Source organism: Citrobacter sp. MGH104 (genome assembly GCF_001034485.1).
Lineage (GTDB): Bacteria > Pseudomonadota > Gammaproteobacteria > Enterobacterales > Enterobacteriaceae > Citrobacter > Citrobacter freundii.
Genome location: NZ_KQ089818.1, coordinates 3,254,121 through 3,268,853 on the forward strand (window position 1 = coordinate 3,254,121; position 14,733 = coordinate 3,268,853).

Below are 14,733 nucleotides of genomic sequence, written 5' to 3' on the forward strand. Positions count from 1 at the left end.
CTGTGGGGTTTTTATGTCTGTTTTTGAGAGTCGAGTTTCATGGAATCCCTGACGTTACAACCCATTGCGCGGGTGGATGGCACAATCAATCTGCCTGGATCCAAAAGTGTTTCTAACCGCGCTTTGCTGCTGGCCGCATTAGCCAATGGCACCACTGTCCTGACCAACCTGCTGGACAGCGATGATGTTCGCCATATGCTTAATGCTCTGAATGTGTTAGGGATTAGCTATACCCTTTCTGCTGATCGTACCCGCTGCGAGATTATTGGCAATGGTGGTGCATTACATGCGCAAGGCTCAGTGGAACTGTTCCTTGGTAATGCCGGAACCGCAATGCGCCCGCTGGCCGCAGCGCTATGTCTGGGCAGCAATGACATCGTGCTGACGGGCGAACCGCGCATGAAAGAGCGCCCGATAGGCCATCTGGTTGATGCGCTGCGCCAGGGCGGAGCCAAAATTGACTATCTGGAGCAGGAAAACTATCCACCTTTACGTCTGCGCGGTGGCTTTACCGGAGGCCAGGTTGAGGTAGACGGTAGCGTTTCCAGCCAGTTCCTCACTGCGCTGCTGATGACTGCGCCGCTTGCGCCGCAGGATACGACGATTGCAATTAAAGGTGACCTGGTATCCAAACCTTACATTGATATCACACTGAACCTGATGAAAACGTTTGGTGTTGAAATTGAAAATCAAAACTACCAGCGCTTTGTCGTGAAGGGGCAGCAGCAGTACCAGTCACCGGGTGCATACCTGGTTGAAGGTGATGCTTCTTCCGCTTCCTATTTCCTCGCGGCGGGTGCCATTAAAGGCGGTACGGTAAAAGTTACCGGGATTGGCCGTAACAGTATGCAGGGTGATATTCGTTTTGCCGATGTACTGGAAAAAATGGGTGCTACCATTACATGGGGCGACGATTTTATTGCCTGTACTCACGGCGAGTTGAACGCAGTGGATATGGATATGAACCATATTCCTGATGCGGCGATGACCATTGCAACGGCGGCGCTGTTTGCGAAAGGCACCACGACATTACGTAATATCTACAACTGGCGCGTCAAAGAGACCGATCGTCTGTTCGCGATGGCGACGGAGTTACGCAAAGTGGGCGCGGAGGTGGAAGAGGGGCATGACTTTATCCGCATCACCCCGCCTGCAACATTGCAATTTGCGGACATCGCGACCTATAACGATCACCGCATGGCGATGTGTTTCTCGCTGGTGGCGCTGTCTGACACGCCTGTGACCATTCTTGATCCAAAATGTACCGCCAAAACTTTCCCGGATTATTTCGAACAGCTGGCGCGTATTAGTACATCTGCCTGATCCTCACGAAACGTCGGTCCCCGGACTGGCGTTTCTGTGTCCGTAACCGCACTGTTTTTACGCTTACAACTAATGCTAACTTGTGGATGATTTAACTTATTTATTTGTTTTTATTATAAATATCATCGGAAGATTAGCATGAAAAATAAATCACTCTTTTTGGCGTTGGCGGTTTCCGCTACGTTGCTGGCAGGTTGTAAAAATGGCGTAAATGGCGACCTTGTTGCCAGTTCTGGTATGGCAGCTTATAAAGCTGCGACGCTTACCGACGCTGATGTCAAATCCCTCTCTAACAGCTCATGTAAGCAGATGGATAGTGAAAACCAGCTGGCGGGCGCAAAAAGCAAATACACTAAGCGTCTGAATAAAATTGCGAAAGCGTTGGGTAATAACATTGATGGAACGCCGGTCAACTATAAAGTTTATATGACCAGTGATATCAATGCCTGGGCAATGGCGAATGGATGTGTACGTGTTTATTCGGGCTTGATGGACCTGATGACCGACAATGAAATTGAAGGCGTGCTGGGTCATGAGTTGGGCCATGTTTCTTTAGGGCACTCACGTAAAGCAATGCAGACCGCGTATGCCACACTTGCTGCGCGCGATGCTATTTCTGCGACCAGCGGCGTCGCTTCTCAGCTTTCCCAGTCTCAGTTGGGCGATCTGGCGGAAGGTGTGATTAACTCAGCCTTCTCCCGTAGCCAGGAATCGGATGCGGATGACTTTTCCTATGATTTGCTGAAAAAACGCGGTATTGACCGTCAGGGGTTAGTGACTGCGTTTGATAAGTTTGCCACGATGGACGCAGGCCATGCAAAATCACTGATGGATTCTCATCCGGCATCTGACGATCGCGCTCAGCATATGCGTGAACGTATCGCAGCAGATAAAAAGTAAAACAGTGCCATCTTCCGGGCTGGTTTCTCGCCAGCCCGCTATAATTGCGCAATTCTTCCACATATCGTTACAGACTAATCGGGTTTTTACACTCTGTATTAACGATCATTAGCGTTGGCGCGTATAATGCGCGGCGTTCACGTTAATGTACGCCCGTTTAAGGAGAAAAAGATGACGGCAATTGCCCCGGTTATTACCATTGATGGCCCAAGCGGTGCAGGAAAAGGCACCTTGTGCAAGGCAATGGCGGAAGCATTGCAGTGGCATCTGTTAGATTCAGGCGCGATCTACCGCGTACTGGCGCTCGCAGCGTTACATCACCATGTTGATGTCACTTCTGAAGATGCTCTGGTACCGCTTGCCTCACACCTGGATGTGCGTTTTATCTCAACAGACGGCAACCTTGAAGTCATTCTTGAAGGTGAGGATGTCAGCGGTGAAATCCGTACCCAGGAAGTGGCGAATGCCGCCTCTCAGGTCGCGGCGTTTCCTCGCGTGCGTGAAGCGCTTTTACGTCGTCAACGCGCATTTCGCGAAACCCCAGGTCTGATTGCTGATGGACGTGATATGGGGACCGTGGTGTTCCCGGATGCGCCGGTGAAAATTTTTCTGGACGCCTCCTCGCAAGAACGTGCGCATAGACGTATGCTACAGTTGCAGGAGAAGGGCTTTAGTGTTAACTTTGAGCGCCTTTTGGCCGAGATCGAAGAACGCGATTATCGCGATCGTAACCGTGCTGTAGCGCCGCTGGTTCCTGCTGCTGATGCTTTAGTTTTGGATTCAACCCGATTAAGCATTGAGCAAGTGATTGAAAAAGCGTTACAATACGCGCGCCAAAAACTGGCTCTCGCTTAAGTGCGACCGAATTTGCAGTACCCCCGTTGCAATGGATTGACAGCGGGTATGTTAAACAACCCCATCCGGCATGGAGCCAGGTGGACGTTAAATATGAAACCTGAAGATTAAACATGACTGAATCTTTTGCTCAACTGTTTGAAGAATCCTTAAAAGAAATCGAAACCCGTCCGGGTTCCATCGTTCGTGGTGTTGTTGTTGCTATCGACAAAGACGTAGTACTGGTTGACGCTGGTCTGAAATCTGAGTCCGCCATTCCGGCAGAGCAGTTCAAAAACGCCCAGGGCGAGCTGGAAATCCAGGTTGGTGACGAAGTTGACGTTGCTCTGGATGCAGTAGAAGACGGCTTCGGTGAAACCCTGCTGTCCCGTGAAAAAGCTAAACGTCACGAAGCTTGGATCACGCTGGAAAAAGCTTACGAAGAAGCTGCAACCGTTACTGGTGTTATCAATGGCAAAGTCAAGGGTGGCTTCACTGTTGAGCTGAATGGTATTCGCGCGTTCCTGCCGGGTTCCCTGGTAGACGTTCGTCCGGTCCGCGACACGCTGCACCTGGAAGGCAAAGAGCTTGAATTCAAAGTAATCAAGCTGGATCAGAAGCGTAACAACGTTGTTGTTTCCCGTCGTGCCGTTATCGAATCCGAAAACAGCGCAGAACGCGATCAGCTGCTGGAAAACCTGCAGGAAGGCATGGAAGTTAAAGGTATCGTTAAGAACCTCACTGACTACGGTGCATTCGTTGATCTGGGTGGCGTTGACGGCCTGCTGCACATCACCGACATGGCATGGAAACGCGTTAAGCATCCGAGCGAAATCGTAAACGTTGGCGACGAAATCACTGTTAAAGTGCTGAAGTTCGACCGCGAGCGTACTCGTGTATCTCTGGGCCTGAAACAGCTGGGCGAAGATCCATGGGTAGCTATCGCTAAGCGTTATCCAGAAGGTACCAAACTGACTGGTCGCGTGACCAACCTGACCGACTACGGCTGCTTCGTTGAAATCGAAGAAGGCGTTGAAGGCCTGGTTCACGTTTCCGAAATGGATTGGACCAACAAAAACATCCACCCGTCCAAAGTTGTTAACGTTGGCGACGTAGTGGAAGTTATGGTTCTGGATATCGACGAAGAACGTCGTCGTATCTCCCTGGGTCTGAAGCAGTGCAAAAACAACCCATGGCAGCAGTTCGCGGAAACCCACAACAAGGGCGACCGTGTTGAAGGTAAAATCAAGTCTATCACTGACTTCGGTATCTTCATCGGCCTGGACGGCGGCATCGACGGCCTGGTTCACCTGTCTGACATCTCCTGGAACGTTGCAGGCGAAGAAGCAGTTCGTGAATACAAAAAAGGCGACGAAATCGCAGCAGTTGTTCTGCAGGTTGACGCAGAGCGTGAGCGTATCTCTCTGGGCGTTAAACAGCTCGCAGAAGATCCGTTCAACAACTGGGTTGCACTGAACAAGAAAGGCGCAATCGTAAACGGTAAAGTCACTGCAGTTGACGCTAAAGGCGCAACCGTAGAACTGGCTGACGGCGTTGAAGGTTACCTGCGCGCTTCTGAAGCTTCACGTGACCGCGTTGAAGATGCAACTCTGGTTCTGAGCGTAGGCGACGACGTTGAAGCTAAATTCACCGGCGTTGATCGTAAGAACCGTGCAATCAGCCTGTCTGTTCGTGCTAAAGACGAAGCTGATGAGAAAGATGCAATCGCAACTGTTAACAAACAGGAAGATGCTAACTTCTCTAACAACGCAATGGCTGAAGCTTTCAAAGCAGCTAAAGGCGAGTAATATCGAGTGCTCTAAATCCTTTGTGCTGTTAACGGCACAAAGGATGACGAGTAGCTTGACAGATTACAGGATTCGTCCTGTAATCAATGACAAAGGGCGGCTACGGCCGCCCTTAATCAATGCAGCAGCTAATTATGCCTTTAAGGAACCGGAGGAATCATGACCAAGTCAGAATTGATTGAAAGACTTGCAACCCAGCAACCTCATATTCCCGCGAAAGCGGTTGAAGATGCAGTTAAAGAGATGCTGGAACATATGGCCTCGACTCTTGCGCAGGGCGAGCGTATTGAAATCCGCGGTTTCGGCAGCTTCTCTTTGCATTACCGCGCACCACGCACCGGACGTAATCCGAAGACCGGCGATAAAGTGGATCTGGAAGGGAAATACGTTCCGCACTTTAAACCAGGTAAAGAACTGCGCGATCGCGCCAATATTTACGGTTAAGTTTTTAGCGAGACTTAACGCCGAGAAAAGCACCCGCATGGGTGCTTTTTTCATTTCTGTGCGCCTATCCTGGAATCCTCATCCCAGTTAATTTGTACGTTACAACCCCCACTAAATGTCTGCGGAACTCAGGTCGTATAACGATAAATTGATGCCAGACAACCGTCGAAGAGTACTGCACACTCCCTGTAACAGGGAGGTTATTGATGAAAATAACAACGGTGAGTACGTGTGCATTATTCGGCATTCTCCCACTCATGCTATTACCTACGCTGCCAGGCATGTTGTGTATCGGCATTGTATTTTGTCTGGCATGTCTGCTCTGTTTTCTCCCCCACAAATATATACGTTCCGCCGGACTAACCCTGCTGTTTTTTCTTTGGGGAATCCTGGCTGCGAAAGAAGCTCTGTGGGCCGGTAATACGCTGCCTGCGAAAACCCAGCAAGCCATTGTGCGGATAACCGGAACTGACAATATGACAACGCACTACGGCCAAATCACTCACCTTCAGGGGAAACGAATCTTTCCTGCACAAGGAATCGTCCTGTACGGACAGTATTTACCCGGTGATGTTTGTGCGGGTCAGACATGGGCGATGACGTTGAAAGTCCGCGCCGTACACGGTCAATTAAACGAAGGCGGATTTGATAGCCAGCGTTACGCATTGGCGCAGCATCAACCGCTGACGGGGCGATTCTTACAGGCTTCGGTTATCACACCACAATGCAGTTTGCGTTCGCGATTTCTCGACTCGTTGAAAACGGTACTCGCCGACTATCCCTGGCAGCAGGTTATACTGGGTCTGGGAATGGGTGAGCGCTTGTCCGTGTCACAAGAGGTGAAAACGATTATGCGTGATACCGGCACGGCTCATTTGATGGCTATCTCCGGGCTGCATATTGCGTTTGCTGCACTTCTGGCTGCCGGAATAATTCGCGCGGGACAATTTTTTATGCCCGCCAGATGGATTTGTTGGCAGGTTCCATTAGTGGGTGGGATTGTCTGCGCCACATTATATGCCTGGCTGACAGGGCTGCAACCCCCGGCATTACGAACGGTTGTTGCGCTGCTAGTCTGGGGGGCGCTAAGACTTAGCAGCAGGCAGTGGAGCGGATGGTCGGTATGGATCTGCTGTCTGGCAGCCATTCTGGTGGTGGATCCTGTTGCCGTTCTTTCGCAAAGCCTATGGTTGTCTGCATCCGCCGTTGCGGCACTGCTGTTCTGGTACCAATGGGTACCGCTCCCGGACTGGCCGCTGTCGCGTGCTGGTCGTCAATTTCTGGCGCTGGCTCATCTGCAATTGGGTATTACGCTTCTGCTTCTTCCCGTACAAATCGCAATGTTTCACGGTTTTAGTCTGACCTCGTTTCCGGCTAATTTGTTTGCCGTCCCTTTGGTCACGTTTGTTTCCGTACCCTTGATATTAGCAGGCATGATCGTGCATTTAGCCGGACTGGTGATGATTGAATCGAATCTGTGGTATTTAGCGGATCGCTCTCTGGCGCTACTATTTTGGGGGCTCAGGAGCCTGCCTGAAGGGTGGATCAATATTGATGCACGCTGGCAATGGCTCGCATTTTTACCCGGAATGATGATTATCGCATGGCGACTAAATATCTTGCGTACGCTACCGGTGGTCTGTTTCTCTGCGCTACTTTTGCTGAGTGGGCCGCTTTGGCGTGCACCGCGTACAGATGTGTGGCAAGTGCATATGCTGGATGTCGGGCAGGGGCTGGCGATGGTGATTGTGCGTAATGGAAAAGCGCTGCTTTACGATACTGGTCTGGCATGGCCTGAAGGTGATAGCGCGCAACAGCTGATTATTCCCTGGTTGCGTTGGCATAATCTGGAGCCGGAAGGGGTCATTTTAAGCCATGAACATATGGATCACCGGGGAGGGTTGCACTCCTTACAACAAGTCTGGCCATCACTATGGATAAGAAGTCCGCTAGGCTGGAAAGGACACCTCCCGTGTTTTCGCGGAGAACGTTGGCAATGGCAAGGGTTAACCTTCAGTGCGCACTGGCCTGTGCGTGGAAATACAGGGCAGGGGAATAACCACTCCTGCGTGGTTAAAGTTGATGATGGGTATCAGAGTGTTCTGCTGACCGGCGATATTGAGTCTCCCGCTGAACAAAAAATGCTAAGTCACTACTGGCAGCATCTGCAGTCTACGGTGATGCAGGTTCCGCATCATGGCAGCAATACTTCATCATCACTGGCACTCATTCAGCGAGTTGACGGGCAGGCCGCACTAGCCTCTGCATCTCGTTACAACGCCTGGCGTCTGCCATCATGGAAAGTGAAGCAACGTTATCGGAAACAAAATTATCAATGGCTGGATACACCACATCAGGGGCAGATTACGCTGGATTTTTACCAAAAAAACTGGCGAATACACAGCTTGCGGGATCAGATTTTACCTCGTTGGTATCATCAGTGGTTTGGCGTGTCGGAGGATAACGGGTAGAATATGCGGCTATTCTAACAAATGCTGGTTTTTTGAATGCATAACGATAAAGATCTCTCTACGTGGCAGACGTTTCGCCGACTATGGCCAACCATAGCGCCTTTTAAATCGGGTCTGATCGTGGCGGGTATAGCGTTAGTCCTTAACGCGGCCAGCGATACCTTCATGTTATCGCTCCTTAAACCATTACTGGATGATGGTTTTGGTAAAACGGATCGTTCGGTGCTGCTGTGGATGCCGCTGGTGGTCATTGGGCTGATGATAGTTCGTGGCTTAACCAGTTATGTCTCCAGCTACTGTATCTCATGGGTGTCAGGCAAAGTGGTCATGACCATGCGTCGCCGCCTGTTTGGTCATATGATGGGCATGCCAGTCTCCTTTTTTGATAAACAGTCTACAGGTACGCTGTTGTCACGTATTACCTATGATTCAGAGCAGGTCGCGTCATCGTCTTCCGGCGCGCTGATCACCGTGGTACGTGAAGGGGCCTCAATCATTGGCCTGTTTATCATGATGTTCTATTACAGCTGGCAGCTGTCACTGATCCTGATTGTACTGGCGCCAATTGTGTCAGTGGCGATCCGTGTGGTTTCCAAGCGCTTTCGTAGCATCAGTAAAAACATGCAAAACACTATGGGGCAGGTTACGACCAGTGCGGAGCAGATGCTGAAAGGCCACAAAGAAGTTCTGATTTTTGGTGGTCAGGAAGTCGAAACCAAGCGCTTTGATAAGGTCAGCAACAAGATGCGTTTGCAGGGTATGAAGATGGTTTCCGCTTCTTCTATCTCCGACCCTATCATCCAGTTGATTGCGTCTCTGGCTCTGGCCTTCGTGTTATATGCGGCCAGCTTCCCAAGCGTAATGGAAAACCTGACGGCAGGGACAATTACGGTTGTCTTCTCCTCAATGATCGCGCTGATGCGTCCGTTGAAATCGCTGACCAACGTCAACGCGCAGTTCCAGCGCGGTATGGCGGCATGCCAGACCTTATTTACGATTCTGGATAGCGAACAAGAGAAAGATGAAGGTAAACGTGTTATCGAGCGTGCTACCGGCGATCTCGAGTTCCGCAACGTGACTTTCACCTATCCGGGACGTGAAGTACCGGCTCTGCGCAACATCAACCTGAATATTCCCGCGGGTAAAACCGTTGCTCTGGTTGGCCGTTCGGGCTCAGGAAAATCCACCATCGCCAGCTTGATTACGCGCTTCTACGATATTGATGAAGGGCAGATTCTGATGGACGGACACGATCTGCGCGAATATACCCTGGCATCCCTGCGCGATCAGGTTGCGTTGGTTTCGCAGAATGTGCACCTGTTTAACGATACGGTTGCCAACAACATCGCCTACGCGCGTACCGATATGTACAGCCGTGAGCAGATCGAAAAAGCGGCACAGATGGCCTACGCCATGGATTTCATCAACAAGATGGATAATGGTCTGGATACGGTGATTGGTGAAAACGGCGTCCTGCTTTCCGGCGGACAACGTCAGCGTATCGCTATCGCCCGTGCCTTGTTGCGTGACAGCCCAATTCTGATCCTTGATGAAGCAACATCAGCTCTTGATACCGAATCTGAACGTGCGATTCAGTCTGCGCTGGATGAGCTACAGAAAAACCGTACTTCTCTGGTCATTGCTCACCGTCTTTCAACCATTGAACAAGCCGACGAAATCATCGTGGTGGAGGATGGTCTGATTGTCGAACGCGGAACCCATAGCGACCTGATTGAGCAGCGCGGGGTCTATGCGCAATTACACAAAATGCAATTCGGTCAATGATCGCACGTATCTGGTCTGGTGAATCGCCGCTGTGGCGATTGTTACTTCCACTCTCCTGGCTTTATGGCCTGGTGAGTGGCGGGATCCGCCTATGCTACAAGCTTGGGCTGAAACGCGCTTGGCGCGCGCCAGTACCGGTTGTGGTGGTCGGAAACCTTACAGCCGGCGGCAATGGCAAAACACCGGTGGTGATTTGGCTGGTTGAACAACTGCAGCAACGCGGGATTCGCGTGGGCGTGGTGTCGCGTGGTTACGGCGGGAAAGCGGCTGCTTATCCGTTGTTATTGACCGCAGAGACCACTACCGCAGAAGCGGGTGATGAACCTGTGCTGATCGCCCAACGTACCGGCGTGCCGGTAGCGGTATCCCCGGTAAGATCGGATGCGGTAAAAGCCATTTTGGCCCAACATGACGTGCAGATTATTGTGACCGACGATGGGCTACAGCACTATCGTCTGGCGCGAGATGTTGAAATCGTGGTTATTGACGGCGAACGTCGGTTTGGCAATGGCTGGTGGCTTCCCGCTGGTCCAATGCGGGAACGCGCAGGTCGTCTAAAATCGGTGGATGCGACTATTGTTAACGGTGGCGTTGCGCAACCAGGGGAAATCCCTATGCGACTTGAACCGGGGCTGGCCGTTAATTTACGTACAGGCGAACGCCGTGATGTAGCGCAATTGCCCAATATTGTCGCCATGGCGGGCATTGGTCACCCTCCGCGTTTTTTTGCCACGCTGAAAGCATGCGGTGCCAGCGTGCAAAAAAGCATTGCGCTGGCAGACCATCAGTCTCTGACCTACAGTGACGTCAGTGCGTTTGTAAACGCCGGGCAAACGCTGGTGATGACGGAAAAAGATGCGGTTAAGTGCCGGGCATTTGCCGATGAAAACTGGTGGTATTTACCTGTTGACGCTCATTTGTCAGGCGATCGGCCTGACGTGTTGCTGGATAGCTTAATCTCGCTGACTCGCTAACTGATTCACGCTGCGGCAGCGAATCATTTATGAGGCCATAGATGTCGTTGCCGCACCTTTCTCTGACGGATGCCCGTCATCTTCACCTTGCCGCTCAAGGTCTGCTGAAAAAAACACGCCGTCGGGCAACCCCGGCAGATATTCTCGCGACTATTTCGCGCATGTCGTTACTGCAAATCGATACCATCAATATTGTGGCGCGAAGTCCTTACCTGGTGCTGTTTAGTCGTTTAGGAGATTATTCACCCCAATGGCTGGACGACTCGTTACAGCAGGGCGAACTGATGGAATACTGGGCGCACGAGGCCTGCTTTTTGCCGCGCAGCGATTTTATGCTGATACGTCACCGCATGCTGGCCCCGGAGAATATGGGCTGGAAGTATAAAGCGGCGTGGATGAAAGAACATGCTCATGAAATTGAGCAACTGCTCCAGCACATCCAGCATAACGGACCGGTACGATCTGCTGATTTTGAGCATCCACGCAAGGGGACCAGCGGCTGGTGGGAGTGGAAACCGCAGAAGCGTCATCTTGAAGGGCTGTTCACTGCCGGGAAAGTGATGGTGGTGGAACGGCGTAATTTCCAGCGCGTGTATGATTTAACCCATCGCGTCATGCCACACTGGGACGATGAACGCGACCCACTTTCGCAGGAAGATGCTGAAAGCGTTATGCTGGATAACAGCGCCCGCAGTCTGGGGATTTTCCGCGAACAATGGCTGGCAGACTACTACCGCCTGAAGCGCCCGGCGCTAAAAAACTGGTACAACGAACGGGCGGAACAGCAAAAGATTATTCCTGTCGACGTTGAAGGGCTGGGAACGCTATGGCTGCATAGCCACCTTCAGCCGCTACTCGAACAGGCGCTGGCGGGCAAATTAACGGCGACCCACAGCGCAGTGTTATCGCCTTTTGATCCGGTGGTTTGGGATCGTAAACGGGCAGAGCAGCTATTCGATTTTAGCTACCGGCTGGAGTGTTACACGCCAGCACCAAAACGTCAGTACGGTTATTTCGTCTTGCCGTTGCTGCACCGCGGGCAGTTGGTTGGGCGAATGGATGCCAAAATGCACCGTAAAACGGGCGTGCTGGACGTGATTTCGCTGTGGTTACAGGATGGGGTTAAGCCTGGGGTGACTTTGCAAAAAGGATTGTTTCAGGCGATTGACGATTTTGCCCGCTGGCAACTGGCAACACGCGTGACGCTGGGACGTTATCCTGAAGGTTTATTTGCTGATGCACGCCATGGTTGGGAAATAGACCCAGCCCATTAAGCGATTATGTTAATATTTACGGATTCACAATCCGGTCCATCTGGAGGAACTATGGATCATCGTCTGCTTGAAATCATTGCCTGCCCGGTATGCAATGGCAAACTCTGGTTTAACCAGGAAAAACAGGAACTGATTTGTAAACTGGATAACCTTGCTTTCCCACTGCGTGATGGCATTCCTGTGTTACTGGAAACCGAAGCCCGCGTTCTGACTGCTGATGAGAGTAAATCATGAGTTTTGTGGTCATTATTCCTGCGCGTTATGCGTCCACTCGTCTGCCGGGCAAGCCGCTACTGGATATCAACGGCAAGCCTATGATCGTGCATGTCCTGGAGCGTGCGCGTGAATCTGGCGCTGAACGTATCATCGTGGCCACCGATCACGAGGATGTCGCTCGCGCGGTAGAAGCGGTGGGGGGGGAAGTGTGCATGACCCGCGCCGATCACCAGTCTGGTACGGAGCGCCTGGCGGAAGTCGTCGAGAAATGTGGTTTTAGCGATGATACCGTTATTGTGAACGTACAGGGTGATGAGCCGATGATTCCGGCGGTCATTATTCGCCAGGTAGCTGAGAATCTGGCGCAACGTCAGGTCGGCATGGCGACTCTTGCGGCTCCGATTCACAGTGCGGAAGAGGCATTTAATCCGAATGCGGTAAAAGTCGTTTTGGACGCTGAAGGATATGCGCTCTATTTTTCACGCGCGACCATCCCATGGGATCGCGATCGTTTCGCCAAAAGTCTGGAAACGGTGGGGGACACCTTCCTGCGCCATCTGGGCATTTACGGCTATCGCGCCGGTTTTATTCGCCGCTATGTTAACTGGCAGCCTAGCCCGCTTGAGCATATCGAAATGCTGGAGCAGCTGCGAGTGCTGTGGTACGGCGAAAAAATTCACGTTGCCGTCGCAAAAGAAGTCCCGGGTACCGGCGTAGACACTACCGAAGATCTCGAGCGCGTTCGCGCCGAAATGCCTTAGTTTTTCTCACGGCACTCCCCCATATTGATGCGTATTTTTGGGAGGAGTGTCGTATCGTTGCGCTTTCCCTCCACTTTTCTTTTCATCAATTGATCTCATCCGGGTGACATCTGTCTGCCCGACGCTCATTATGAAAGCAGTAGCATTTATGAGGGCAATCTGAAATGGAACAGTTGCGTGCCGAACTCAGCCACCTGCTGGGCGAAAAACTCAGTCGTATAGAATGCGTGAATGAAAAAGTGGATACGGCCCTGTGGTCACTGTACGACAGTCAGGGAAATCCGATGCCGCTGATGGCGAGAAGTTTCACCACGCCAGGTATGGCGCAGCAACTGGCATGGAAAACCTCCATGTTAGCGCGCAGCGGTACGGTGCGTATGCCCGTCATTTACGGGGTCTTGACCCACGAAGAGCATCCCGGCCCCGATGTGTTACTGCTTGAGCGTTTACGGGGTGTGCCGGTGGAAGCGCCAGCCCGAACGCCCGAACGCTGGGAACATTTAAAAGATCAGATCGTAGAAGGTCTGCTGTCATGGCATCGGCAGGATAGCCGTGGCTGCGTGGGAATGGTGGATAACACGCAAGAGAATATCTGGCCATCCTGGTATCGCCAGCGTGTTGAGGTGCTGTGGACCACGTTAAATCAGTTCAACAATACTGGCTTGACGATGCAGGATAAGCGCATCCTGTTTCGTACCCGTGAGTGTTTACCCGCTTTATTTGAAGGATTCAATGATAACTGCGTACTGATCCACGGTAATTTCAGTTTACGTAGCATGCTCAAAGACGCCCGTAGCGATCAGCTACTGGCCATGGTGGGACCGGGGTTGATGCTGTGGGCGCCCAGAGAGTATGAATTGTTCCGTTTAATGGATAACGCGCTGGCGGAAAGCCTGCTTTGGCAATACCTGCAACGCGCGCCCGTGGCGGAGTCCTTCATCTGGCGGCGCTGGCTGTATGTGTTATGGGATGAGGTGGCGCAACTAGTCAACACCGGACGTTTTAATCGCACCAACTTTGATCTGGCAACGAAATCACTGCTGCCGTGGCTCGCCTGAACCTTTTAACCACTGCCAGATGCGACCCAATGTTTCGTAACCAACACGATCGCTATGCATCAACCAGACGGGAGAGGGGATCGCGCGCTCCCACGGATTTAGCGGTGAATCAATTGCTAACTGATTAGCCGGCGCGGGCAACGGGTGTAGTCCAGCTTGTTGGAAGAAAATCATTGCTCGTGGTAAGTGCGATGCGGAGGTCACCAGCAGGAACGGCGCGCTGCCGATGGCCTGCTTAACCGCTGCGGCTTCTTCTTCAGTATCTTTAGGTTTATCCAGCGTGATGATATCACCGGGTGGCACACCCAGTGACTGCGCTACGCGGGCTCCCGCTTCTGCAGTACTGACGTTATTGCTCTTTGCCGCAGCACCGGTAAAGATAAGCTTCGATCCCGGATTAGCACGCCAGAGGCGAATACCTTCATTCAGACGCGGAAGACTGTTGCTGATTAGGTTTGAACTTGGTGCCCACTGAGGATTCCAGGTATACCCTCCGCCCAGCACCACAATGTATTCCACTTTTTGTGTATCCTGCCAGGTTGGATAGCTGTCCTCAATCGGTTTCAGTAGGCTATCAGCGACGGGTTGCAAGCTAAGAAGTAACAGCGCCAGCCAACTCAGGCTAATGCACACTTTCCCTGTTTTTTGAAAGCGACTAAACCAGAGCAGCACCAGGCCTGTACCCATGATAATGAGCATTAGCGGAAGTGGCAGCATCATACCGCCAATCACTTTCTTCAGCGTAAAAAGCATCCTTTTTGGTTCCTTTTTTAACCATACAGCAGGGGATCTGCAGCGATATTACACCAGGAAGGTTCATTCTCGGCGTGGGTGTGACAAAATAGCGGTTTTACTTAGTCACCCTAAAGCCAGCATGTGGAGAGC

The 14,733-nt window shown here is 51.7% G+C and carries 13 protein-coding genes; 12 read left to right on the forward strand and 1 reads right to left on the reverse strand.

From position 1 onward, the window contains the following. The first annotated feature begins 39 nt into the window (after positions 1 to 39). From aroA to SK34_RS15320, 12 genes are all read left to right on the forward strand, one after another. Complete coding sequence (gene aroA, locus SK34_RS15265; protein ID WP_048233386.1) at positions 40 to 1,323, forward strand: 3-phosphoshikimate 1-carboxyvinyltransferase; 1,284 nt, start codon at positions 40 to 42, stop codon at positions 1,321 to 1,323. A 138-nt stretch (positions 1,324 to 1,461) separates the two neighbouring features. Continuing rightward, positions 1,462 to 2,223, forward strand: a complete 762-nt coding sequence (locus tag SK34_RS15270; RefSeq protein ID WP_003836891.1) for a metalloprotease LoiP — start codon at positions 1,462 to 1,464, stop codon at positions 2,221 to 2,223. Positions 2,224 to 2,394: 171 nt separating this feature from the next. Then, positions 2,395 to 3,078, forward strand: a complete 684-nt coding sequence (gene cmk / locus SK34_RS15275) for a (d)CMP kinase (protein WP_003035772.1) — start codon at positions 2,395 to 2,397, stop codon at positions 3,076 to 3,078. Positions 3,079 to 3,191: 113 nt separating this feature from the next. Continuing rightward, positions 3,192 to 4,865: a 30S ribosomal protein S1 gene (gene rpsA, locus SK34_RS15280; RefSeq protein WP_003035776.1), complete on the forward strand. Its 1,674-nt coding sequence runs from the start codon at positions 3,192 to 3,194 to the stop codon at positions 4,863 to 4,865. Between the two features lie 159 nt (positions 4,866 to 5,024). After that, positions 5,025 to 5,309: an integration host factor subunit beta gene (gene ihfB, locus SK34_RS15285; RefSeq protein WP_003035780.1), complete on the forward strand. Its 285-nt coding sequence runs from the start codon at positions 5,025 to 5,027 to the stop codon at positions 5,307 to 5,309. A 206-nt stretch (positions 5,310 to 5,515) separates the two neighbouring features. Then, positions 5,516 to 7,780 (forward strand): ComEC family protein, encoded by a 2,265-nt coding sequence (locus SK34_RS15290; RefSeq protein ID WP_048233388.1) that lies wholly within the window; start codon positions 5,516 to 5,518, stop codon positions 7,778 to 7,780. A 36-nt stretch (positions 7,781 to 7,816) separates the two neighbouring features. Continuing rightward, complete coding sequence (msbA, locus tag SK34_RS15295) at positions 7,817 to 9,565, forward strand: lipid A ABC transporter ATP-binding protein/permease MsbA (RefSeq protein ID WP_003035784.1); 1,749 nt, start codon at positions 7,817 to 7,819, stop codon at positions 9,563 to 9,565. Next, entirely contained in the window at positions 9,562 to 10,539 is a 978-nt protein-coding gene (gene lpxK / locus SK34_RS15300; protein ID WP_003836886.1) for a tetraacyldisaccharide 4'-kinase, read from the forward strand. The genes msbA and lpxK overlap by 4 nt, the downstream gene beginning before the upstream one ends. 41 nt (positions 10,540 to 10,580) lie before the next feature. Beyond that, positions 10,581 to 11,813, forward strand: a complete 1,233-nt coding sequence (locus tag SK34_RS15305) for a winged helix-turn-helix domain-containing protein (protein WP_048233390.1) — start codon at positions 10,581 to 10,583, stop codon at positions 11,811 to 11,813. Between the two features lie 51 nt (positions 11,814 to 11,864). Next, positions 11,865 to 12,047, forward strand: a complete 183-nt coding sequence (gene ycaR, locus SK34_RS15310; protein WP_003035793.1) for a protein YcaR — start codon at positions 11,865 to 11,867, stop codon at positions 12,045 to 12,047. Next, entirely contained in the window at positions 12,044 to 12,790 is a 747-nt protein-coding gene (gene kdsB / locus SK34_RS15315; protein WP_003035796.1) for a 3-deoxy-manno-octulosonate cytidylyltransferase, read from the forward strand. Before ycaR ends, kdsB begins: the two co-directional genes overlap by 4 nt. 164 nt (positions 12,791 to 12,954) lie before the next feature. Beyond that, positions 12,955 to 13,848, forward strand: a complete 894-nt coding sequence (locus SK34_RS15320) for a YcbJ family phosphotransferase (protein ID WP_003035798.1) — start codon at positions 12,955 to 12,957, stop codon at positions 13,846 to 13,848. Here SK34_RS15320 and elyC read toward each other — a convergent pair. Beyond that, complete coding sequence (gene elyC, locus SK34_RS15325) at positions 13,825 to 14,601, reverse strand: envelope biogenesis factor ElyC (protein ID WP_048233393.1); 777 nt, start codon at positions 14,599 to 14,601, stop codon at positions 13,825 to 13,827. The two genes, SK34_RS15320 and elyC, sit on opposite strands and share 24 nt — an antisense overlap. Positions 14,602 to 14,733: the final 132 nt, after the last annotated feature.